The organism is Nocardioides sp. NPDC059952 (genome assembly GCF_042730435.1).
In the GTDB taxonomy this organism is placed as follows: Bacteria; Actinomycetota; Actinomycetes; order Propionibacteriales; family Nocardioidaceae; genus Nocardioides.
The window spans coordinates 60,159-82,312 of record NZ_JBHWLY010000022.1; the positions used below are offsets into that span (position 1 = coordinate 60,159).

The 22,154-nt window shown below is 70.2% G+C and carries 19 protein-coding genes; 10 read left to right on the forward strand and 9 right to left on the reverse strand.

The window, feature by feature from the left end:
• Positions 1-31: 31 nt before the first annotated feature.
• From ACFV9G_RS12600 to ACFV9G_RS12610, 3 genes are read right to left on the reverse strand one after another with little or no spacing between them, the layout of a single operon-like run.
• The gene (locus tag ACFV9G_RS12600; protein ID WP_378727811.1) at positions 32-2,020 is read right to left on the reverse strand and encodes an ABC transporter ATP-binding protein; all 1,989 of its coding nucleotides are present in this window, start codon (positions 2,018-2,020) and stop codon (positions 32-34) included.
• Positions 2,017-3,765, reverse strand: coding sequence for an ABC transporter ATP-binding protein (locus ACFV9G_RS12605; protein ID WP_378727812.1), 1,749 nt, complete (start codon positions 3,763-3,765; stop codon positions 2,017-2,019). The genes ACFV9G_RS12600 and ACFV9G_RS12605 overlap by 4 nt, the downstream gene beginning before the upstream one ends.
• The gene (locus ACFV9G_RS12610; protein WP_378727813.1) at positions 3,765-4,403 is read right to left on the reverse strand and encodes a TetR/AcrR family transcriptional regulator; all 639 of its coding nucleotides are present in this window, start codon (positions 4,401-4,403) and stop codon (positions 3,765-3,767) included. The genes ACFV9G_RS12605 and ACFV9G_RS12610 overlap by 1 nt, the downstream gene beginning before the upstream one ends.
• A gap of 180 nt (positions 4,404-4,583) precedes the next feature.
• On the opposite strand from ACFV9G_RS12610, the gene ACFV9G_RS12615 reads away from it, so the two are divergent.
• From ACFV9G_RS12615 to ACFV9G_RS12650, 8 genes are all read left to right on the forward strand, one after another.
• On the forward strand, positions 4,584-6,293 hold the full coding sequence (locus ACFV9G_RS12615) for a S8 family serine peptidase (protein ID WP_378727814.1): 1,710 nt from the start codon (positions 4,584-4,586) through the stop codon (positions 6,291-6,293).
• Between the two features lie 78 nt (positions 6,294-6,371).
• Entirely contained in the window at positions 6,372-6,995 is a 624-nt protein-coding gene (pnuC, locus tag ACFV9G_RS12620) for a nicotinamide riboside transporter PnuC (protein ID WP_378727815.1), read from the forward strand.
• Positions 6,988-8,040: an AAA family ATPase gene (locus ACFV9G_RS12625; RefSeq protein ID WP_378727816.1), complete on the forward strand. Its 1,053-nt coding sequence runs from the start codon at positions 6,988-6,990 to the stop codon at positions 8,038-8,040. The genes pnuC and ACFV9G_RS12625 overlap by 8 nt, the downstream gene beginning before the upstream one ends.
• Positions 8,037-9,602, forward strand: coding sequence for a hypothetical protein (locus tag ACFV9G_RS12630; RefSeq protein ID WP_378727817.1), 1,566 nt, complete (start codon positions 8,037-8,039; stop codon positions 9,600-9,602). Before ACFV9G_RS12625 ends, ACFV9G_RS12630 begins: the two co-directional genes overlap by 4 nt.
• Positions 9,599-10,285 carry a hypothetical protein gene (locus ACFV9G_RS12635; protein WP_378727818.1) on the forward strand — a complete coding sequence of 229 codons (687 nt, stop codon included), beginning with the start codon at positions 9,599-9,601 and terminating at the stop codon, positions 10,283-10,285. The genes ACFV9G_RS12630 and ACFV9G_RS12635 overlap by 4 nt, the downstream gene beginning before the upstream one ends.
• On the forward strand, positions 10,282-12,165 hold the full coding sequence (locus ACFV9G_RS12640) for a hypothetical protein (protein ID WP_378727819.1): 1,884 nt from the start codon (positions 10,282-10,284) through the stop codon (positions 12,163-12,165). The genes ACFV9G_RS12635 and ACFV9G_RS12640 overlap by 4 nt, the downstream gene beginning before the upstream one ends.
• Positions 12,158-12,784 (forward strand): hypothetical protein, encoded by a 627-nt coding sequence (locus ACFV9G_RS12645; protein WP_378727820.1) that lies wholly within the window; start codon positions 12,158-12,160, stop codon positions 12,782-12,784. Before ACFV9G_RS12640 ends, ACFV9G_RS12645 begins: the two co-directional genes overlap by 8 nt.
• Before the next feature lie 2 nt (positions 12,785-12,786).
• Entirely contained in the window at positions 12,787-14,160 is a 1,374-nt protein-coding gene (locus ACFV9G_RS12650) for a hypothetical protein (protein WP_378727821.1), read from the forward strand.
• Here the strand turns inward: ACFV9G_RS12650 and ACFV9G_RS12655 are convergent.
• The 4 genes from ACFV9G_RS12655 to ACFV9G_RS12670 form a co-directional block, all read right to left on the reverse strand.
• Positions 14,114-15,538 carry an ATP-binding protein gene (locus tag ACFV9G_RS12655; protein WP_378727822.1) on the reverse strand — a complete coding sequence of 475 codons (1,425 nt, stop codon included), beginning with the start codon at positions 15,536-15,538 and terminating at the stop codon, positions 14,114-14,116. The two genes, ACFV9G_RS12650 and ACFV9G_RS12655, sit on opposite strands and share 47 nt — an antisense overlap.
• A gap of 69 nt (positions 15,539-15,607) precedes the next feature.
• On the reverse strand, positions 15,608-17,623 hold the full coding sequence (locus ACFV9G_RS12660; protein WP_378727823.1) for a beta-galactosidase: 2,016 nt from the start codon (positions 17,621-17,623) through the stop codon (positions 15,608-15,610).
• Entirely contained in the window at positions 17,620-18,267 is a 648-nt protein-coding gene (gene pdxH, locus ACFV9G_RS12665) for a pyridoxamine 5'-phosphate oxidase (RefSeq protein ID WP_378727824.1), read from the reverse strand. Before pdxH ends, ACFV9G_RS12660 begins: the two co-directional genes overlap by 4 nt.
• Before the next feature lie 86 nt (positions 18,268-18,353).
• Positions 18,354-18,857 (reverse strand): hypothetical protein, encoded by a 504-nt coding sequence (locus ACFV9G_RS12670; protein WP_378727825.1) that lies wholly within the window; start codon positions 18,855-18,857, stop codon positions 18,354-18,356.
• 73 nt (positions 18,858-18,930) lie between these two features.
• Here ACFV9G_RS12670 and ACFV9G_RS12675 point away from each other — a divergent pair, with 73 nt between their 5' ends.
• The gene (locus tag ACFV9G_RS12675; protein ID WP_378727826.1) at positions 18,931-20,067 is read left to right on the forward strand and encodes a citrate synthase 2; all 1,137 of its coding nucleotides are present in this window, start codon (positions 18,931-18,933) and stop codon (positions 20,065-20,067) included.
• 128 nt (positions 20,068-20,195) lie between these two features.
• Here ACFV9G_RS12675 and ACFV9G_RS12680 read toward each other — a convergent pair whose 3' ends face one another.
• A complete protein-coding gene (locus ACFV9G_RS12680; protein WP_378727827.1) occupies positions 20,196-20,444 on the reverse strand; it encodes a hypothetical protein in 249 nt (82 codons plus the stop codon).
• Between the two features lie 18 nt (positions 20,445-20,462).
• Positions 20,463-20,939 carry a GNAT family N-acetyltransferase gene (locus ACFV9G_RS12685; protein WP_378727828.1) on the reverse strand — a complete coding sequence of 159 codons (477 nt, stop codon included), beginning with the start codon at positions 20,937-20,939 and terminating at the stop codon, positions 20,463-20,465.
• 43 nt (positions 20,940-20,982) lie between these two features.
• Here ACFV9G_RS12685 and serC point away from each other — a divergent pair, with 43 nt between their 5' ends.
• The gene (gene serC / locus ACFV9G_RS12690; RefSeq protein ID WP_378727829.1) at positions 20,983-22,098 is read left to right on the forward strand and encodes a phosphoserine transaminase; all 1,116 of its coding nucleotides are present in this window, start codon (positions 20,983-20,985) and stop codon (positions 22,096-22,098) included.
• The last annotated feature ends 56 nt before the right edge of the window (positions 22,099-22,154 follow it).

Here is a 22,154-nt window from a genome sequence, read left to right on the forward strand (position 1 = left end):
CCGGGCCGCACCGGGATCAAAGGGTTATTTCTCAGGCCGGCTCCTCCACGAGAGCGTGGCTGAACTGCGACTGGTAGAGCTCGGCGTACGCGCCCTTGGCCTCGAGCAGCTCGGCATGGTTGCCCTGCTCGACGATCGCGCCGTCGCGCATGACCAGGATCAGATCGGCGTCGCGGATCGTGGAGAGCCGGTGGGCGATCACGAAGGACGTACGGTCCGAGCGCAGCGCCGCCATGGCGTGCTGCAGGAGCAGCTCGGTGCGCGTGTCGACCGAGGACGTGGCCTCGTCGAGGATCAGCAGCGACGGCTCGGCGAGGAAGGCTCGCGCGATGGTGACCAGCTGCCGCTCGCCCGCCGAGAGGTTGCCGCCCTGGTCGGTGATCAGGGTGTCGTAGCCGTCCGGCAGCGAGTGCACGAACCTGTCGACGTACGTCGCCCGCGCCGCCTCGAGGAGCTCCTCCTCGGTCGCGTCCGGCCGTCCGTAGCGGATGTTGTCGCGGATCGTGCCCTCGAAGAGCCAGGTGTCCTGGAGCACCATGCCGGTGCGTTCGCGCAGGTCGGAACGGGGAATCGAGGCGATGTCGACGCCGTCGAGGGTGATCCGGCCGGCATCGAGCTCGTAGAACCTCATGATCAGGTTGACCAGGGTGGTCTTGCCGGCACCGGTGGGCCCGACGATCGCAACGGTCTGCCCCGGACGGGCCACCAGGGACAGGTCCTCGATGAGCGGCCTGTCCTCGTCGTAGGAGAAGCTGACGTGCTCGAACCGGACCTCGCCGGCCCCGGCCCCGCTTCGGGCGGCGCCGACGTCGGGCGACTGCTCCTCGGCGTCGAGCAGCTCGAAGACCCGCTCGGCCGAGGCCACGCCCGACTGGAGCAGGTTCATCATCGAGGCGAGGGTGGTGATGGGCTGGGTGAACTGGCGCGAGTACTGGATGAAGGCCTGCAGCTCACCCAGGCTCAGGGCTCCGCTGGCGACGCGGAGCGAACCGACCACGCAGACCACCACGAACATCAGGTTGCCCACGAACATCATCAGCGGCATCAGGATCCCGCTGATGAACTGGGCCTTGAAGGACGCGGCGAAGAGCTTGTCGTTCTCCTCGCCGAAGGTCTTCTCGACCTCCTCCTGACGCCCGAAGACCTTGACCAGGTCATGGCCGGAGAACGTCTCCTCGATGTGGCCGTTGAGCTTGCCGGTGTGGCGCCACTGGGCCACGAACTGGCCCTGCGACCGCTTCATCACCGCGCCGGTCACCACCAGCGAGACCGGCACCGCGAGCAGCGCGATCAGGGCCAGCACCGGGCTGATCCAGAACATCATGAACAGCACCGTGACCAGCGTGAAGAGAGCGGTCAGCACCTGGCTGAAGGTCTGCTGCAGGGTCTGGCTGATGTTGTCGATGTCGTTGGTGACGCGGCTGAGCAGCTCGCCTCGCGGCTGCTTGTCGAAGTAGGACAGCGGGACGCTGTGGACCTTCTTCTCGACGTCCTCACGCAGGCCCTTCACGGTGCCCTGGACGACCGAGTTGAGGATCCAGCCCTGCACGAAGGAGAGCACGGAGGCGACGAGATAGACGGCGAGCACGATCATCAACGCGTTGCGCAGGGCGTCGAAGTCGACGCCGTGGCCGGGGTTGACGTGGTCCATCCCGGAGAGCATGTCGGCGAGCTTGTCGTCGCCCTGGGCACGCAGACCCTCGACCGCCTGCTCCTGGGTGACCCCCGCCGGCAGCTCCCTGGAGAAGACACCGCCGAAGATGATGTTGGTCGCCTTGCCCAGCAGCCACGGGCCCAGCGACATCAGCGTCACGCTGATCAGGGCGAGCACGATCGTGGCGGACGCATGGATCTTGTACGGCGCCATCCTTCGCAGCAGCCGTTTCGCCGAGGGGACGAAGTTCATCGCCTTGTCCCCCACCGCGCCACCGCCACCCATCGGGCCCGGGCCGCCCTGGGGACGTACGATCCGCTCGGTCTTCTTCATCTGGCCGTTCTGGCCGGCCTTCTGGTCGCTCATGCCGCGGCCTCCTCTGCGCTGAGCTGGGAGGAGACGATCTCCTGGTAGGTCGGGTTGTCGGCGAGCAACTGCTCGTGGGTGCCCTCGCCGACGATGGCGCCGTCCTCGAGCACGAGGATCTTGTCGGCGTCGCGGATGGTGGAGACCCGCTGGGCGACCACGATGACCGTGGCGTTGCGGGTCTCGGGGGCGAGCGCAGCACGGAGCCGGGCGTCGGTGGCGACGTCGAGCGCGGAGAAGGAGTCGTCGAAGAGATAGATGTCGGGCCTCCTCACCAGCGCCCGGGCGATGGCCAGGCGTTGCCGCTGGCCACCGGAGACGTTGGTGCCGCCCTGGTCGATCTCGGCGTCGAGACCGGTGCCGTCCTCGGGGGCCATCCGCTCCACGAAGTCACGCGCCTGGGCGACCTCGAGCGCGTGCCAGAGCTCCTCGTCGGTGGCGTCCGGCTTGCCGTGGAGCAGGTTGGACCGGACGGTGCCGGTGAAGAGGAACGCCTTCTGCGGCACCAGCCCGAGGGAGCTGCGCAGGGTGGCCGGGTCGAGGTCTCGTACGTCGATCCCACCCACGCGGACGGCTCCGGCCGTCGCGTCGAAGAGCCGCGGGACGAGGCCCAGCAGGGTCGTCTTGCCGGCGCCGGTGGAGCCGATGATCGCGACGGTCTGCCCGGGCCTGGCCTCGAAGGTGAGGTCGTGGAGGACGGGGTGGTCGGCGCCGGGGTAGGTGAAGCCGGCGCCGGTGAAGTCGACGTGCCCGTGCCGGGAGATCTCGGTGACACCCGCCGCCGGCGGGGTCACGCTGGTCTCGGTGTCGAGGACCTCGGCGATCCGGTCGGCGCAGACGGCGGCGCGGGGCACCTGCATGAGCATGAAGGTGCCCATCATGATCGACATCAGGATCTGCATCAGGTACTGCAGGAACGCGGTCAGCGGGCCGACCTGCATCAACCCGTCGTCGACCCGGATGCCACCGAACCAGATCACCGCGACGCTGGCGACGTTGATGACCAGCATCATCAGCGGGAACATCGTCGACATCCAGCGCCCGGCCCGCAGCGCGACGTCGGTGAGCTCGTCGTTGGCCTTCGCGAAGCGCTCGGTCTCCTGACGCTCGCGGACGAACGCGCGGATCACCCGGATGCCGGTGATCTGCTCGCGCAGGATGCGGTTGACCGCGTCGATGCGCTCCTGGACCTTGCGGAAGTTGGGGACCATGCCACGCACGACGACGGTCATGGAGACGAGCAGCGCGGGGATGACGACCGCGAGCAGCCAGGAGAGCCCGGCGTCCACCTGGATCGCCATGACGACACCGCCGACCATCATCATCGGCACCATCACCGCGAGCGTGCAGGTGAGCACGGCGAGCATCTGGACCTGCTGGACGTCGTTGGTGGTCCGGGTGATCAGCGACGGGGCGCCGAAGCGGCCGACCTCGCGAGCGCTGAAGGAGCCGACCTTCGCGAAGATCGCAGCCCGCAGGTCGCGCCCGAAGCTCATCGAGCTCCGGGCGGCGAAGTAGACGCTGGTGATCGAGGCGAGGATCTGCACCAGCGCGACGCCGAGCATGATCGCGCCGATCTGGAGGATGTAGCCGGTGTCGCCCTCGGCCACGCCCTTGTCGATGATGTCGGCGTTCAGGCTGGGCAGCAGCATGAAGGCCGAGGTCGAGAAGAGCTGCAGGATCGCGATGACGACCAGGAATCTCTTGTACGGGAGCAGGTAGTCCCGCAGCAGTCGAAGGAGCATCAGGGGGTCTCTCTGGTCTCTCTGATCAGGATGCCACCGAGCAGCACGTCGATGACGTCCTCGCTGCTCAACGGCTGGTTCGTTCGGTTCAGACCGGGGAGCCAGGCCCCGATCGTGAGGCTGCGCAGCACCTGCGCGGCCTTGCGTGGCGGCAGCCGCAGCTCGTTCTCGTGCGGCTCGAAGACGAGTGTCGTCAGGTTGTCGATCAGGGTCTTGTTGGCCTCGATGAGGAACTTCGGAGGACCGTGCTGCGGACGTACGCCTTCGGGGTCGGTCTGCTCCATCACGGCCGAGCGCACCGCCATCATGACGAGGACACCTCGCTGGGAGGACGCGGCAAGCAGGTCGATGACGGCCCGGAGCTTGTCCTCGATGTCCGTCTTGCCCTCCACGACGTCGGCCATCGACTGGCCGGCCCGGACGGGGTTGAAGACGTTCTCGGCGACGGCCCGGTAGAGCTCCCGCTTGTCGCGGAAGTGCCGGAAGATCGTGCCTTCGGCGACTCCGGACGCCTCGGCGATGAGCCTGGTCGTCGTCGCGGTGCCGTGCTCGATCAGCAGCGTCTCGGTCGCCGCGATGATCGCTGCGCGCCGGTCTGCTGCGGGAATCGGCTTGGCCCGCGTACGTCGTTCGTCCACGTCGACGAGCATAAGTGAGTGAGCACTCACTCACAAACCAATTATTGGGGGGATCGTCCCGCCAAACCCTGTTCGAGCCGATGCCGACTAGGGCATGCTGGGTCGCTATGTCGGGCCGACAAGGGCCATGGCAGCGGTGGTCCCGACAATCTCGGCCACCGGATCCGGAATGGAGACAGCATGCGTAGGTTGTTGACAGGCGCGACTGCGGTCGCGCTGGGGGTCACCGGCACCCTCGTCATGGCGAACTCGGGCAACGCCACCTCCGACCAGGAGGTCCGCTATGTCGTGGCATACGCCGAGGGATCCTCGGCCGCCAGCGCCCGTGCCGCGGTGAAGGCCGCGGGGGGCGAGATCGTCTCGGAGAACAGTGACATCGGGGTCGCGACGGTCACCGCGGGCGAGGACTTCGCCCAGGCGGCCAACGCCTCGAGCGCCCTCGTCGGCGCAGCCCAGGACAGGATCGTGGGCGCCACCACCCCTGACGCGGCGAGCAAGGCCCGCAAGCAGGACGTGTCCAAGGTCGAGACCGAGTTCCGCGGCAGCAAGGGCACCGCGCCCAAGGCGCCGAAGCCCAAGGGCAAGACCGAGCCGCTCTCCGGTCTGCAGTGGGACATGGCCCAGATCGACGCCGCGGCGGCCAACAAGACCGAGCGCGGCGAGGGTGTCCGCGTCGGCATCCTGGACACCGGTGTCGACGGGTCGCACCCCGACATCGCCCCCAACTTCGACGCGAAGCTGAGCCGCAACTTCACCACCGACATCCCGGTCGACGCCAACGGCGCCGCGGTCGACGGTCCGTGCGAGGACGAGCCCGACGCCTCCTGCACGGACGCGGCCGACGTCGACGAGAACGGCCACGGCACCCACGTCGCCTCGACCATCGCCTCGCCGGTCAACGGCGTCGGCATCTCCGGCGTCGCCCCGCAGGCCGACATCGTCAACCTGCGCGCCGGCCAGGACTCCGGCTACTTCTTCCTGCAGCCGTCCGTCGACGCGCTGACCTACGCCGGCCGCAACGGCATCGACGTGGTCAACATGAGCTACTACGTCGACCCGTGGCTGTTCAACTGCACCAGCCACCCGGCCGACTCCGCCGCGGACCAGGCCGAGCAGGCCACGATCATCACCGCGATGCAGCGTGCCCTCGACTACGCCCGCGCCCGTGGCGTCACCCTCGTCGCGGCCGCCGGCAACCAGGCGATCGACTACACCAAGCCGCAGACCGACGCGAGCAGCCCCGACTACGCCAGCGAGCCCGGCGAGGCCGCCTACGTCCGTGACCTGCTCGACCCGGAGTCGTGCATCTCGATGCCCACCGAGGGCAACGGGGTCATCGCGGTCAGCGCCACCGGTCCGTCCGAGCGCAAGTCCTACTACTCCAGCTACGGCAACGGCTTCGTCGACGTCGCGGCGCCTGGTGGGGATGCGTACGACACCGCGGACGGCACGCGCGACTACGCCGCCACCATCCTGGCCGCCTACCCCTACGACCTGGGGGTGGCCGAGGGTGCGATCGACCCGGCGACCGGCGAGGTCCTGGTCCCGTGGGCGGTCTCGGACTGCTCCAGCGGTGAGTGCTCCTACTACCAGTACCTGCAGGGCACCTCGATGGCCTCCCCGCACGCCGCTGGTGTGGCCGCGCTGATCGTCGGCAAGTACGGACACCACGACCGCTCCGGCAAGACCCTCTCGCCGCGTACGGTCGAGAAGATCCTGCGCAAGTCGGCCACCGACAAGGCCTGCCCGGTGCCGGCCGACTTCACCTACGTACGCCACCTGCCCAACGGCACGACGGCGACCTCCACCCACACCTGTGAGGGTGGCAAGGCGCCGAACGGCTTCTACGGCAGCGGCATCGTCGACGCCAAGGCGGCGGTCGGTCGCTGACCTCGTCCGACGGACCTGTGAAGGGCCCGGATGCTCATCTCGAGCATCCGGGCCCTTCGATTCCTTTAAGGTTCGGCCATGCAGAGTTGGTTGGTCGCGCACTGGGTAGAGATCGCGGGGGTGGTCACCGGGGCGGCATGCGTGATCCTGGCGGCGCGGCGGAGCATGTGGACCTATCCGATCGGGATCGCGAACACTGCTCTCTACCTGGTCGTCTTCGCCGAGAGCGCGCTCTATGCCGACGCGGCGCTGCAGGTCATGTTCATGGTGCTCTCGGTGACCGGTTGGGTCGACTGGGCCACGGCCCGGCGGCGGGAGTCGGAGGCCCACCTACGCCGTGACGAGGCGTTCGTCGGTGTCGCCTCGCCCGGCACGCTCCTGCTCCTGGCGCTCGGGTTCCTGGTCGCGCTGGCGGCGATCGCGTACGTCCTGCACGCCTTCACCGACTCCACCACCGAGGTCCCGGACGCCGCCGTCACCGCGGGCAGCGTGATCGCGCAGATCATGCTCAACCGGCGCTGGTGGCAGTGCTGGCTGGTCTGGCTGGCCGTCGACGTCGTCTCCGTCGGCCTCTACGCCTACAAGGGGCTGTGGCCGACCGCGGTGCTCTACCTCGGCTTCTGTGTGATCGTCCTGGTCGCGCTGCGGGACTGGCGCCGGGTGCTCGTCGCCCCGCGCGAGCCGGAGGTCGCGGGTGTCTGAGCCATACCAATCCAACACTGTCTACGGGCACGGGCTCGTGCTCGGGAAGTTCTACCCGTTCCACGCCGGCCACCAGGCGCTCATCCGTGCGGCCCTGCGCGCCTGCGACCGGGTCACCGTCGAGCTCCTCGGCTCGCAGGTGGAGACCATCCCGCTCGAGGTGCGCGCGGAGTGGCTGCGCGAGGAGCACCCGACCGCCCACGTCGTTGCCGCGGTGGACGAGGCCAGGGTCGACTTCGACGACCCGGCGGCCTGGGACGAGCACATGGTCGTCATCTCCGAGCTGCTCCCGGCCCCGGTCGACGCGGTCTTCTCCTCCGACGCCTACGGCGAGGAGCTCGCCCGGCGGCTGGACGCGACCTGGGTCCAGGTCGATCCCGGACGGGCGTTCAACTCCGTGTCCGGCACGGCGATCCGTCGCGACCCGGCCGCCCACTGGGCCGAGCTGCCGGCACCGGTCCGCGCCTGGCTCACCGAGCGCGTGGTGGTGCTCGGCGCGGAGTCGACCGGGACCACGACGCTGGCTTCGAGCCTGGCCGTCGACCTCGGGACACACTGCGTCCCGGAATACGGCCGGCTCTGGTCCGAGATCCGCCCCGGCGGCCTGTTCACGCCTTGGCGCAGCGACGAGTTCGACCTGATCGTGGACCGGCAGATCGGCTGGGAGGACGCCGCCCGGCGCCGGGTGCCGAAGCCCGTCCTCGTCTGCGACACCGACGTGCTGGCCACCACGCTGTGGCACGAGCGCTACGTCGGCCCTGCCCCTGCCCACCTGGTGGCTCGTGCCGCCGTGCACCGGCCGGTCGCCTACGTCCTGACCGGGGACGAGATCGACTTCGTGCAAGATGGCATGCGCGACGGCGAGCACGTCCGGCACGGGATGCAGGAGCGGTTCCGCGAGGTGCTGGCCGGCCAGCCGGTGCCGTGGATCGAGGTCCGCGGCTCGGTGGCCGAGAGGCTCGCCGCGACCACCGAGTTTCTCGAGCCGCTGCTCGGGCGAAGCAACCGGATCGGCCCGTCACTGGAGGAGCTGGACAGATCATGAGCGATCGTTGGCAGAAGACGTCGGCGTCACCGACCGTGCCGCACGTGCAGCACGGCGGGCCGCGCGACGGGCTGACCGCCGCCGACCTCTTCAGGTCCCCGGACGAGACCGTGGAGCTGGACGAGAAGCTGCGGCGTACGTACTTCTGGCTGGTCAACAAGGCCGTGATCTCGCCGTTCTACGACGTCGAGTTCGACGCGGCGAAGGCCAACCGGTTCCCGCTCGGCGACGCCGGGGCGGAGATCACGCTGCCGACCCGGCCGGCCTACTCCTCCAACGTGCTGCTGCCGCTGCTCACCTTCGCGGTCGGCGGGAAGTGCCTGATGATCGGCGGGCCCGGGCGCGGCAAGACGACGCTCGCGGTGCTGATGGGGGTGCTGTCCGGGGAGACCCCGGAGGACGTACGCCGCCACCTACAGCAGGGGCAGCCGCAGCTGACCGTGTCGGACCTGGTCGGGCTGCCGCTGCCGCGCGACCTCGTCTCGGCGGGGTCCCTGGCGGAGATCACGATCGCCTGGAAGTCGTGGCTGACCCGATGCGTCAAGATCGTCGACGAGTACAACCGCATCCCCACCAAGACCCAGTCCGCGCTGCTCACCATGGTCGCCGAGGGGTATGTCGAGAGCCACGACCAGCTGCGTCGGACGGCGCCGGCCGAGGGCGTCGAGAGCTGGTTCTTCACCGCCAACGACGACTCCGGCGGCGGCACCTTCCAGGTCATCCAGGCCCTCAAGGACCGGCTCGACGTCACCGTGCAGGCGTTCGGCTTCAACGGCCGCTTCTTCGACGAGCTGGTCACCCGGGTCGAGGCCGGTGAGCGGCCGGAGGAGCACGTGCCGGCCTCGCTGGTCTTCTCCCCCGACGAGCAGACCACGATGCTGGCTGCCATCCGGGCGGTGCCGCTGCCCGCGGACGTACGCCGGAAGCTGGAGTACTTCACCGGGCAGTTCGAGTTCGTGCAGCACGGCGGGCGGCGCTTCGAGTACCGCACCAAGGACGTCGTCGCGACCGCCGGCGGCGACGTGAGCGCGGTCATCGACGCCAACTCCGGCGCCGACCTGGTCGTCGACCTCGGCGCGCAGACCCTCAACGGACTCTCCGTCCGAGCGCTGCAGACCCTGATCCTGTACGCCAAGGCGTCGGCGTGGTTCCGCGGCGCCTCCTCCGTGGGGCTCGACGACGTCCGCGCCATGGTCCCGTTCGTGCTCCGCGGGAAGCTCCTGCCCAACCCGCAGCACCCGCGCTTCGAGGCCGGCGACAAGGAGCTCGCCCACGACCCTGCCTCCTGGCTCGTCGACCTCTTCGACACCGCGATGAAGCAGTTCGTCGCGCTCGGTCTCGAAGGTGCCGACCCCGTCGGCGACCTGCTCGCCGAGCTCGGGGGTGGGCTGGACGGGCTCGACCGGCTGACCGTCTCGCAGCGGCTGACCCGGATCGAGTCGGAGGTCGGCAGGATCTCGAAGGTCGGCAAGATCTACGGCCGCGACTACGACGACCTGGTCGCGCTGAAGTATCTCCACCAGCGCTACTCCAACTACCTCCACTGGCTGGAGGGGTCATGATCCGGCGCCCCGGTCATTCGGTGAACGCCTCGGTCCAGCTCGGAGCGGCGTCGTTGCGGTCCGTGCCTGGTCTCGATCTCGATCTCGCTGCCGCGAACGTCGCACGCTGGGGTGGAGATCAGGGTCTGTACGCCACGTTCCTGGCCGCCGGGCTGGCAGCTCCATCGGCGGATGCTCACCGAGGTACCTCGGTGAACGATCCAGTGCTCGTCCGGGATCTCGCCGCCGTCGCCGCCTGGCGAGCAGGCGTCATCGGGCTGCGCACGGACGCGCTCCGGGCGGTGTCCGACCTGTCGGATGCCGGGATCGCGGACGCCGTCGGCGCGACGCTCGGGATGCCGAGCACGGACGTGGCCGGATTCGCCGAGGGGCAGCGTACGGACCGGTTCTTCTGGCCCGCCTGGCAACACCTCGACCGCGCCTATCTCCTGGCGAGGATCGGCGGGTTCGCCGGGCTCGGCGGGCCGTGGCTGGCGCACCCTGGTGACGTCATCGCGGCGGGTGAGGGGCGGTGGCTGGTCGAGGTCGGCGAGGAGCTGTGGCAGGTCGACGCCGACCTCTTCGGCCACTCGGCCTCCCTGGCGAGCGACGATCCGGTGGACTCTGACGCAGGCACCGCCGGCATTCGGGTGGTCAGCGTGCCCACGTCCTACCTGCTCGAGGTCGTGCGGGAGGCGGCGTGAGGGCGCCGACCGCCGCCGAGCGCGAGGCCTGGGAGCAGGCCCTCGACCTGTGGGGCGTGGACCTCCACGACCCGGTCGTGCACACCCGCTCCGACCAGGGCAGCTTCGCCTGGTTCGGGTTCCCACCCGAGGTCAACGTCGACCCCGGCGAGCTCGCCCGCCACGGCGGAGAAGGGCATCTGACCAGCGTCTTCGCTCACGAGATCGGTCACCACCTGCTCTCCCCGAGCACCCGGGCCGACTCGCTGAAGATCCGTCAGCAGATGGCCCGGGTGATCGACCTCTACGACCGGCGGCACCGGCTCGACCTGGCCGCCGCGAGCGGGTTCTGCGCCAACCTGTGGTCCGACATGCTGATCAACGACCGGGTCATGCAGCTGCAGCGCGCCCGGCTCGCCCCGGACGAGACGCCCGACATGGTGCAGCTCACCGAGGCCCTTGCGGCGCCCGCGCTGACAAAAGGCCCGCGCGGCGCCGAGGACAACGAGCTGTGGTGGGTGGTGCAGCGGGCCTACGAGCTGCTCTGGCGGCTCCCCGAGGGCACCCTCGCCTGGCCCGATCCGCCGGTGGGGTGGAAGGCGGCCTACGAGCAGGAGATCGACCGCCTCCGACAGCAGGTCAAGAACCAACGTCGCAAGACCCCGCCCAAGGAGCGCGCGAACCGGTGGCGGGCCCAGCGGGAGGTCGCACAGCGGGAGTGTGATCTCGCCGACCTCGAATACGACCCGCGAGCAGGCCTCGACCCGGCTCACGACGCGACGACGGTGGCCGACGTGGTGCGTACGCTCGCCGCCGACCCGGTCAGCGGCGCGGTGCCGTGGGCCATGGTGATGGTGCCCTACCTGCTGCTCGGCTTCCAGGGCACCGGATGTCACGAGGACTCGCCAGGCGCACCCAGCGCGGCCGAGCTCGCCGGGGCGATCGGCGACCCGCGGCTGCAGAAGCCGTTGGTCCACCCGGATGACGCCGAGGTGGTCGTCGCGGAAGGCGAAGCGGGCGGCAGCGGTTCCGACGGCAGCGGGCAGGCGCTCGGACTGGCCCGGACGCTGGAGCTGATGGCCGGCGCCGACCCCCATGCGGTGATGGCGGCCTGGTATGAGGCCGAGGCCCGCCCCCACGTCGCACCCCTCGTGCAGCGCGGGCTCGCCCCCGCCGGCCCCGCGATCCCCGGTCCGTTGGAGGAGTGGGAGCTCGGCGACGACCTGGCCGACCTGGACTGGCCGGCGACGCTGACCACGGGAGCGGTGTTCGTGCCCGGGGTGACCACCCGAAGGCGTACGTTCATCGCGGACGAGCCCGAGATCGACCACGAGCCGGTACTGCTCGACCTCTACCTCGACTCCTCGGGGTCGATGACGAACCCGCAGCGCGGCTCGGCGGCGATCGTCGCCGGCACGATCCTGTCGCTCTCGGTGCTGCGCGGCGGCGGGCGGGTGCGGGTCACCTCATGGAGCTCCGCCGGGCAGGTCGCCGGCGACAGCGCCTACACCCGCGACCGGGTCGAGATCATGCGCCAGCTGACCACCTACTTCGGCGGCGGCACGACCTTCCCCCTCGACCTCCTGCGCGCCCGCTATCCCGCTGCGCGTCAGCCGAAGGACGGGCAGCGCCACCTCGTGGTCCTCTCCGACGCCGGCCTCGACACGTTCCTGGGCCGCGGCCAGGAGGAGTACGCCGACGTGGCCGCCTCCGTGCGACGCGTGATCGACACCGGGTCGCTGATGATCATCGGACACTGGCGCGGGCAGTCGCGCGAGGAGGCCGAGCGGCTCGGCTACGACGTCGCCGAGATCCCGGACGTGATGCAGGCGCCCGCGGCGTGCGCCGCGCTCGCCGAGCGGATCGCCACCTACACCCCGGAAGGAGCAACCCGTGGCTGACGAGGAGCTGTTCGAGGCCTGGCTCGACGAGGAGCTCGACCCCGACGCCGCCTGGGACGGGCTGGCGCCCGGGCCGTCGGTCGACGAGGTGATGGCCCGGATCTCGACCACGCCGTCGTGGTTCCTCGACGACGCCGTCGACATCGTGGCGCTCGCCGGGGACGTGCTCGACACCTCCGGCGGGCCGTTCATCACCGCGGCCCGGAGAGTGGCGGCGACCGGGAAGACGGTCGCGCGGCAGGGAGCCGGGGTCGTCCTGTGGCTGGTCGCCTCCCAGGAGCTGGCCGGCCCGCTCTCAGCGGTGTTCCGCGAGGACCGGCTCGACCGGGCTCTCCTGACCCTGTCGATGCGCGTAGCGGCGGTCGTCGAACCGCAGCGCTGGGTCGAGGAGTCCGAGCGTCGGGAGGAGGCGGCGCGGACCTTTCTGCTGTGGAACGGGCAGCTGCCGGCGCGCGAGGACGAGCGCAACGCCCGCGCGCTGTTGTCCCGCCTCGACTCCGCCGCCCGCGCCGAGGCGCTCGAACGGGCCCGGCGCGACCGGGAGCACCGCTCGGAGATCCGCAAACGCCTCGAAGATGCCCGCGCGCGTGAGGCCGCCAGCCGCTACAGCCCGGAGTGACCGTGAGCGAGACACCGGACCCGCTTCACCTGGCCGAATACACGCCGATGGCCTCGGCCGCCCTCACCGACGCCGAACGCTGGCCCGGTCTCTCGGCTGCAGGACAAGCACGGTTGGCCGCGGCGGACACCCACCCCGCAGCACCGCGATGGCGGCACCGGGTCGGCCACCGACTCACTCCGGCCGAGCAGGAGGCGGCCCGGGCGCAACTTCCGCTCACGGGCTGGCTGGAGCAGCACCTGGCGGTGGCGCGGTCACTGCCTGCGTACCGTCGGCATCAGGGGCCGCTCGACACGCTCGGCGACTTCCCGCTGATCACCCGCGAGAACCTGGTCGCGGACATCGGCGGGTTCGTGCCGCTGGACGCCGACTACGGGCGGATGCTGCACGGCACCTCCTCGGGAAGCACCGGGGCGGCGCTGGTGATGCCGGACGATCCCGACGAGCTGGCCCGCGGGTTCCACTGGCTCCGTGACCTGATCGCCGGCCTGACCGGCGGCTGGGCGCCGGATCCGGAGCGGTTCGCCGTGGTGCAGGTCGTGTGGCAGCGCCAGGCGTTCACGTACGTCTCGGTCGCACCCGGCTTCGGCGAGAGCCTGGTGGCGCGCGTCAACCTCCATCCCGGCGAGTGGCCGACGGCGGACCAGCGGGCGTTCCTCGGCGACGCGGACCCGCAGGTGATCTCCGGCCACCCGACATCGCTGGAGCATCTCCTCGACCTCCGCGACGTCGTCCGCCCGATCGCGATCATCTCCTCCGCGATGGCGTTGAGCGCGACACTGCGCGCGGACCTGGAGCACACCTTCGCGTGCCCGGTGATCGACGTCTACGGGCTGCACGAGACCCGGCCGGTGGCGGTCAGCACCGACGGCGGCCCATTCGTCGTCGCCGACCGCCGGGTGCACGTCGAGATCCTCGCCCCCAACGGCTCTCCGGTCCCTGAGGGGCAGATCGGCGAGATCGTCGTCACCGCGGGTGAGAATGGCTTTCTGCCGTTGGTCCGCTACCGCACCGGCGACACCGGCCGCTTGGTCCACGTCGGCAACCGGCCCGCGATCGACGCCCTCGAAGGACGCGAGGCCACCGTCTTCACCACCCCGTCCGGCGCCCCGGTCCCCTGCGTCGACCTCACCCAGCACCTCCAGGACGCCGGCGCCCGCGGCTGGTCGGTCGAGCAGGCCGCCGACGGCACCGTCGTCGCGACCATCGCCGGCGGCGACGCGGCCCTCGCCGGAGAACGCCTGACCACCATGCTCGCCCGCGACGTCACCGTCCACCGCGTCGACACCCTCGCCGACCTCGGCGAGGGCAAGCCCCGCCGCTACCGGTCTAGCGCCACGCTCCCAGAAGGTCGTCGGCAGTCCAGACCTTCGTGAAGGCGGACTCCGGGGCGGCGCCTGCGGGGCAGACACCGACCAGGTCGGTGCGTGGGTCGACACCGGGAACAGCAGCCGAGTCGCGTGCCAACTGGTGCCGGTCTCGCTCGCTCAGCGGCTTGTCCGTGCGCCACTTCACGGTGCCCACGAACGCGATCTGATTCGCGGGGCGCGTGTCCGCACCGACCAGGTCGATCTCGGGATTGTTGCTGCGTGGCCACCAGCCGCCGACGGCCCGCACCTCGGGCCACTCCTCACGACCGAGTCTGAAGACGGCATCCCGAACGACCGGCTCGATCACCCGTCCACGCCACGACGAGTAGCCGCCGCGCACTCGCGCGAGCGCCACGTCGGGGCGGCCCGAGTCGACGTCGAGCAGAGAGGGCTCGACGAAGGCCAGCCAGAACTTAAGCGCCGGATCAGCGATCCGATAGCGCCGGTCCTTCGACGCGGACCTGGTCGAGAGTGGCTCGTCGGCGACGGTCACCCGTTTGTCCGCGAGCAGGGCCAAGGTGCGAGTCAGCGTCCCGCTGACAGCGGTCGGCCCCAGAATCCCTCGCTGGATGGAGGTGAACGTCCGCTCCCCCTGGCCGCCGATCGCCCTGAGCACCTGCCGGGCCGCGCTTCCTTCTCCGAACTCCGAGTCGAGGATCCGGGACCCGTGGACCATCAGGGCACTGGTGGAGTGGCTGAAGCTGTCCGTCAGGAAGTCGTCGAGAGTCATTCCCGGCTCCCACTCCTGTGCCACGAGCGGCTGGCCACCCGTGACCAGATGGGCATCGAACGCATCGGCCCCGCGCGTGCCCGTCATCTCCGCGACATCGCTCGGCGACAACGAGTGCAGCACCATCTCCGTCGCCCGTCCGTGGAAAGGCTCCTCCGGGCCGGTCAGCCGCTCCATCATCCCGAGGTCGCTACCGAGCAGAAGAAGGAGCACCGGCTTGCGGGACAGGTGCAGATCCCATGCGCGCTGGAGCTCGCCACCTCCGCCCGGCGTCGACTCCAGCAGCCACGGGATCTCGTCGAGGATGACCACCGATGCCGTGTCGTCAGGGAGCAACGTCGCGAGCTGCTGAAGGGCGGTCGTCAGACTCTGGCCCGACATGCCGCGGGCAAGATCGGCCATCGGCAGGTTCGAGTCCGCGATCGCCTCGTAGAAGGAGGCCAGCTCCTGAGCCAGCGAGGCGCCGCGGGCGGCCTGAAAGTGGACGTACGGCACCTGCGCCCGGGCGACGAACTCTGCCGCCAGACGGGACTTTCCCACGCGGCGCCGACCCCGGATCAGCATCGCGACCCCCCGGTCGAGCCGTCTGCCGCGCCTGACCGCCGCGAACTCGCGGTCGAGGGCAGCCAGCTCTCGACCTCGCCCTACGAACATGCGCTACCTCACCCTCAGAGAATACTTTCACCAATGATTGTATCGTAAGTGATAGTAATCTTCGGATGATCAGGAAACCTCCCGGATGACCGCGACCTGACCCGCGCGGACCAGGTGGGGGCCGCCGTCGTTGCCGGAGAGCAGGTCGGTGCCGCGCACAGGGACGATGACCGCCTCGTGGGTGTGGTTGATGACGAAGACGTACGTCCCCTGCTCACCGACCCGCCGGATCGCCTCGACGCCCTCGGGGAGGCCCCCGACGACCGGCTTGGTCGTGGTGAAGATCTGGGTGGCCAGGGTGTCGAGGGCGTTGGGGGCGAGCTCCGTGCCGACGTACCAGGCGGTGCCCTTACCCACGCGTCGACGCGTGACGGCCGGGTCGCCGGCGCAGTCGCCGGTGGCGTACGCAGCCACGACATCGGCCCCGACGGCACGGCCACGCTCGCTCCAGATCGCGCCGGAGCCGTAGGCGGTCAGCGGGATCTCGTCGCCCTCGGGAAGCGGGCAGAACTCCTCGATCCGGACCCCGAGAAGGTCGGACAGCGCGCCCGGGTAGCCGCCCAGCCGGATGTGGTCGTTCTCGTCGACGATCCCGGTGAAGTAGGTCGCGACGAGCGTGCCGCCGGCCTCGACGAACGCTGTCAGACGCAAGACGGTCTCGTCGGTGAGCAGGTACTGCACGGGCAGCACCACCACGTCGTAGCCGTCGAGCGGGTCGGCGACGCCGATGATGTCCACACCGAGGTTGCGAGCCCAGCAGGCCTTGTGCCACGCGCGGGCGGTCGCCATCGGGTCCACGTCGACCGACGGGTGCGAGTCGAAGGTCGCCGCCCACCACGAGTCCCAGTCGAAGACGATCGCGACGCTCGCTTGCCCCACCCGGGTGCCGGCGACCTCCGCGATCGCGGAGAGATCAGCCCCGAGGCGTACGACGTCTCGCCACAGCCGGCTCTCGGTGCCGGCGTGCGGGACCATCGCGGAGTGGAACTTCTCCGCGCCACCGCGCGACGCGCGCCACTGGAAGAACAGGGCGCCGTCCGCGCCGCGGGCGACGTGCTGGAAGGAGTTGCGGCGCATCTCGCCGGCGGTCTTGGCGATGTTGCGCGGCTGCCAGTTGACCGCGGAGGTCGAGTGCTCCATCAGCAGCCACGGTTCGCCGTGGGCCCAGGAGCGGGTCAGGTCCGCGGTCATCGCGAGCTGCGGGGTGCGGTCCTCGTCGGCGGCGATGAGGTAGTGGTCGTTGGAGACGAGGTCCCCGACATCGACCCAGCTCCGGTAGTCGAGCGACTTGCGGAACCCCATGAAGTTGGTGGTCAGGGGCTTGTCGGAGTGCGCCCGCACCGCCGCCGCCTCGACCCGGTAGATGTCGCGGATCTCGTCCGAGCAGAACCGCCACCAGTCCAGCTGCTGACCGGGGTTGGCGAAGTTGCCGTAGGAGACCTGGCGCGGCGGCCCGATCTGGTCCCAGCTGGTGTAGCGCTGGCTCCAGAAGGTCGTCGCCCACGCCTCGTTGAGCCTCTCGACCTCGCCATGACGGTCCCGCAGCCAGCGCCGGAAGGCCACCGCGCTGGCATCGCAGAAGCAGTGGTCGTTGTGGCAGCCGTACTCGTTGTTGACGTGCCACATCACCACCGCCGGGTGGTCGTCGTACCGCTTGACCAGCTCGGTGACGAGGGTCGTGGCGGCATCGCGGTAGGCGACCGACGAGGGACAGTACGCCTGGCGCGCACCGAACGCGCGCGGGTTGCCGATCTGGTCGACGAGCGTCGCCTCCGGGTGACGCTCGAGGAACCACGGCGGCGGGCTCGCGGTCGCGGTCGCCAGGTCCACGGCGATCCCGCCGGCGTGCAGCTTCTCGAGCACCCGGTCGAGCCAGCCGAAGTCGTACGTCCCCGGCGTCGGCTCCAGCAGCGCCCAGGAGAAGATCCCCACGCTGACCAGGTTCACCCCGGCCTCCCGCATGAGGCGTACGTCCTCGTCCCAGACCTCCTCCGGCCACTGCTCCGGGTTGTAGTCGGCGCCGTAGGCGATCCGCCCGCCCAGCGCCTCGGTGACGCGTTGCATCCCCGTCAGTGGACTCGTCATGGGGCCAGCCGCTCCGTGCGCCACGTGTCGCCCTCGCGTCGGTAGACGAGCCGGTCGTGCATCCGGCCGGGCCGCCCCTGCCAGAACTCCACCGCCGCCGGCTCGACCCGGTAGCCACCCCACTCCTCGGGCACCGGGACCGGCTGGTCGTCGAACTCCGCCTCGACCCGTTCGTACGCCGCCGCGAGCTCTTCGCGCCCGGTGACGACCCGGCTCTGGTGGGAGGCGTGGGCACCGAGCTGGGAACCGCGCGGGCGCTGGCAGAAGTAGGCCTCGACCTCGACGCGGGGCACCTCGTGGGCGATGCCGTCGATGCGTACCTGCCGCTCGAGGGGATGCCACGGGAAGAGCACCGCGATCCGCGGGTTGGTGGCGAGATCGGAGCCCTTGCGGGAGGCGGTGTTGGTGAAGAACGTGAAGCCGTCGGCCGAGAAACCCTTCAGGAGCACGAGGCGCGAGGAGGGCGCGCCTTCGGCCGAGACGGTCGAGACCACCATCGCGTTGGGCTCGACGATGCCCGCGTCGCGAGCCTCGGCGTACCACCTCTCGAACATCTCGAACGGGTCTGCCGCGAGGTCGCCCTCGGTCAGGCCGTTGCGCGTATAGGACTCGCGCGCGGCCGCCAGCTCAGCTGAGAGATCCATGGTCTCAACCTATCGACTCCGTCACGCCGCCAGCGCCGGACTCAGCCCATGCGGACTCAGCCCATGCGGACTCAGCCCATGCGGACTCAGCCCATGAAGGTCTTGACCTGCGTGCCCGACTCGTCGAGCTTGTCGCCCAGCTGCTCCAGCGCCGCGCCGACCTTCGCCAGCAGATCGGCGATCGTCTCGAGAGAACCGGAGAGATCGTCGAGCGCCGAGCCGGCGCTGCCGATCTCCTTCGCAGCGCTCGCGATCGACTTGGCCGGACCGTCGGCCATCGGCACCCGCCCGAGCCCCTCGGCGACGTCGGCGAGCCGGTCGACGCCCTTGGAGATCGCCGCCGAGATGCCACCCAGCGAGGCGGCGACGTCGCCCAACGTGCCCTTGACACCGTTGGCACCGTCTCCGACCAGCACGGCGCCGGCCTCACGGGCGCGCCCACCGGCGGCCTCGAGGCCCTCGCCGAAGGAGTCGAAGAGCTTCGGCAGCCGCTCGACCGAGGCCAGCACATCCTTGTTCTCGGTGATCAGCGTGATCACCTTGTCGATGTCCTTGGCGTTGAGACCACCGACGAGCTTCCCCAGGTCCATGCTGGTGACACTAGCGTCGCGCCGCCTCCCGCGGCCGCGCCCCACGCCCGGGGCGAAGCCAGGATGCGGCACAATGCCCAGTGACATCAGAGGAACGGAGAAGGCAGTGAGCCAGGTACAGCACGGTCTCGAGGGCGTCGTGGCCTTCGAGACCCAGATCGCGGAGCCCGACAAAGAGGGTTCGGCCCTCCGTTACCGCGGGGTCGACATCGAAGACATCGTCGGCCGAGTGCCGTTCGAGAACGTCTGGGGTCTGCTGATCGACGGCTCATACGGCCCCGGGCTGCCGCCCGCGGAGGCCTACAACCTGCCGGTGCACACCGGTGACGTGCGCGTCGACGTCCAGGCCGCCATCCCCATGCTCGCGCCCGCCTTCGGGTTCGGGCAGACCTACGACATCTCCGACGAGCAGGCCCGCGAGGACCTCGCCCGGGTTGCCGTCATGGTCCTCTCGTACGCCGGCCAGTCGGCCCGCTCCATCCACCTGCCGGTGGTGCCGCAGCGCGAGGTCGACAAGGGCAGCACCCTGGCCGAGAAGTTCCTGATCCGCTGGCGCGGCGAGGCGGACCCCGCCCACGCCCACGCGATCGACGCCTACTGGTCTTCGGCCGCCGAGCACGGCATGAACGCCTCGACCTTCACCGCCCGGGTGATCACGTCCACCGGCGCCGACGTGGCCGCGGCCTTCTCCGGCGCGATCGGCGCGATGAGCGGCCCGCTGCACGGCGGTGCCCCCTCGCGCGTGCTCGGCATGATCGAGGACGTCGAGAAGTCGGGCGACGCCGACGCCTATGTGAAGGGCCTGCTCGACTCGGGTGAGCGGCTGATGGGCTTCGGCCACCGCGTCTACCGCGCCGAGGACCCGCGTGCGCGCGTCCTGCGCCGCACCGCCCGCGAGCTCAACGCACCCCGCTTCGAGGTCGCCGAGGCCCTGGAGAAGGCCGCGCTGGCGGAGCTGCGGGCCCGCCGCCCCGACCGCGTCCTGGAGACCAACGTCGAGTTCTGGGCCGCCATCGTCCTCGACTTCGCCCAGATCCCGGCCAACATGTTCACCTCGATGTTCACCTGCGCCCGCACGGGTGGCTGGTCCGCCCACATCCTGGAGCAGAAGAAGACCGGCCGGCTGATCCGGCCCTCCGCCATCTACACCGGCCCCTCCGCTCGCCCCGCCGACGCGATCGAGGGCTGGAACGCCGACTGGGGGAAGTAGAGCCCCGCTGACCCCAGGAACCGACCGGCCGAGCCGGTCGGTTCCTGCGTCTGTGCGGCGAGCCGTCGAGGCGCTTGGCCGTGCAAGACCACGAGATCGTCGTCCTTGCAGTAGCCGAACGGCTCGACTCAGCCTCGATTCCGCTGGAAGAGCGTGGTGATCTCGTCGAGCGCTTGCGCCAGCTCGTCCGAGACCTCGCCGGTCTCGAGCGCCTCAGCAGACATCTCGCCGCCGGCTTCGACGTCACTGAGCAACGCCCCCACGGCACGCTGGACGAAGTCAGCCACGCTGTGGACGGTGCCATCGGCGACGAGCTCGCGGATCGTCTCGAGCTCGGGCGCCGACAGTGTGATCACGATCTGCTCAGCATCTGCCATGGCAAGGAGCGTACGCCTTCAGACGAGGCGCTTGGCCATGCAGACCACGAGGTCGTCGTCCTTGTAGTAGCCGAACGGCTCGACGTCGACGTAGCCGTTGGCTGCGTAGAGCCCGATGGCCTCGTGCTGGAGGCCGCCGGTGGTGAGGACCATCGCCTCGAAGCCGGTCTCGCGGGCCGAGGACTCGACGTGGGCGAGCATGCGTTTGGCGAGGCCTTGGCCCTGGGCCTCCGGGACGACGTACATCCGCTTGATCTCGGCGGTCACCTCGGTCCCGAGGGCGGACTCGCCGGAGCGTCGCCAGGCGCCGGAGGCGACCGGGACGTCGTCGAGGTAGGCCAGGAAGTACGCGCCCGCGGGCGGCTCGAACATCTCCGGCACGGTCGGGTCGTAGTCGGGTTCGCCGTAGCGCTCGACGTAGAACTCCTGGACCCGGCCGACCAGCTTCTGGGCATCCGGGTGGTCGTACGCGACCCGGCGAATCTCAACAGACACGTCGGTATTCTGGCCGATGCCCGCGACTTGCGAGAATGGGTTTATGACGCTGCAGATCCCCGCCGACCTCCTCCCCGCCGACGGACGTTTCGGCTCCGGGCCGTCCAAGGTGCCCACCGGGCGCCTGGAGGCGCTCGCCGCGACCGGGGTGTCGGTGATGGGGACCTCTCACCGGCAGCAGCCGGTGAAGGATCTCGTCCGCCGCGTCCAGACCGGGCTGGCCGACCTGTTCTCGCTGCCGGAGGGCTACGAGGTCGTCATCGGCAACGGCGGCTCGGTGGCGTTCTTCGACCTGGTGACGTACGCACTGGTGCGCGAGCGCAGCCAGCACGCCGTCTTCGGGGCGTTCGGCAAGAAGTTCCTCTCCGCGGCCGAGGCGGCGCCCTGGCTGGCCGATCCCTCGGTGATCTCGGCCGCCCCGGGGTCCCTGGCCGTGCCGACGCACGAGGACGACGTCGATGTTTACGCCTGGACACATAACGAGACCTCGACGGGCGTGATGGCTCCGGTCGTACGTCCCGCCGGCGCCGGTGCGGACCAGCTCACCATCGTCGACGCGACCTCGGCCGCCGGCGGGCTGCCGCTCGAGGTGACCCAGAGCGACGTCTACTACTTCGCCCCGCAGAAGTCGTTCGCCTCCGACGGCGGTCTGTGGCTGGCGCTGCTCTCCCCCGCTGCGATCGCACGGGCGGAGGAGATCGCGGCGAGCGGCCGCCACATCCCGTCGTTCTTCTCGCTGACCGAGGCGATCAAGCAGTCCCGCAGCGCGCAGACCGTCAACACGCCCTCCGTCGCGACGCTCTTCCTGATGGCCGAGCAGCTCGACTGGATGAACTCCTCCGGCGGGCTCGACGCGATGGTCGCCCGCACCACCGCCTCCTCCGACGCGCTCTACGCCTGGGCCGAGAAGGCTCCGTACGCCCGCCCGTTCGTCGAGGACCCCACCCATCGCTCCCTCGTCGTCGGCACCGTCGAGCTCGATGCCGGCATCGACAAGGACGAGCTGCGCCGCATCCTCTCGGAGAACGGCGTCGTCGACCTCGACGCCTACCGCGGCATCGGCACCAACCAGCTCCGGATCGCGATGTACCCCTCCGTCGACGCCGCCGACATCGCGGCCCTCACCGCCTGCATCGACTGGGTGGTCGACCGCCTCTGACCCACCGACTCGGCTCGTCCTGACACAAACCCTCGTCGAGTCGGCTCGTTCTAACG

Excerpts from the sequence above, each read along its gene's own strand:
- ACFV9G_RS12600 (WP_378727811.1), bottom strand. The coding sequence starts at position 2,020 with ATGAGCGACCAGAAGGCCGGCCAGAACGGCCAGATGAAGAAGACCGAG.
- ACFV9G_RS12605 (WP_378727812.1), bottom strand. The coding sequence starts at position 3,765 with ATGCTCCTTCGACTGCTGCGGGACTACCTGCTCCCGTACAAGAGATTC.
- ACFV9G_RS12615 (WP_378727814.1), top strand. The coding sequence starts at position 4,584 with ATGCGTAGGTTGTTGACAGGCGCGACTGCGGTCGCGCTGGGGGTCACC.
- pnuC (WP_378727815.1), top strand. The coding sequence starts at position 6,372 with ATGCAGAGTTGGTTGGTCGCGCACTGGGTAGAGATCGCGGGGGTGGTC.
- ACFV9G_RS12630 (WP_378727817.1), top strand. The coding sequence starts at position 8,037 with ATGAGCGATCGTTGGCAGAAGACGTCGGCGTCACCGACCGTGCCGCAC.
- ACFV9G_RS12635 (WP_378727818.1), top strand. The coding sequence starts at position 9,599 with ATGATCCGGCGCCCCGGTCATTCGGTGAACGCCTCGGTCCAGCTCGGA.
- ACFV9G_RS12655 (WP_378727822.1), bottom strand. The coding sequence starts at position 15,538 with ATGTTCGTAGGGCGAGGTCGAGAGCTGGCTGCCCTCGACCGCGAGTTC.
- ACFV9G_RS12660 (WP_378727823.1), bottom strand. The coding sequence starts at position 17,623 with ATGACGAGTCCACTGACGGGGATGCAACGCGTCACCGAGGCGCTGGGC.
- pdxH (WP_378727824.1), bottom strand. The coding sequence starts at position 18,267 with ATGGATCTCTCAGCTGAGCTGGCGGCCGCGCGCGAGTCCTATACGCGC.
- ACFV9G_RS12670 (WP_378727825.1), bottom strand. The coding sequence starts at position 18,857 with ATGGACCTGGGGAAGCTCGTCGGTGGTCTCAACGCCAAGGACATCGAC.
- ACFV9G_RS12675 (WP_378727826.1), top strand. The coding sequence starts at position 18,931 with ATGCCCAGTGACATCAGAGGAACGGAGAAGGCAGTGAGCCAGGTACAG.
- ACFV9G_RS12680 (WP_378727827.1), bottom strand. The coding sequence starts at position 20,444 with ATGGCAGATGCTGAGCAGATCGTGATCACACTGTCGGCGCCCGAGCTC.
- serC (WP_378727829.1), top strand. The coding sequence starts at position 20,983 with ATGACGCTGCAGATCCCCGCCGACCTCCTCCCCGCCGACGGACGTTTC.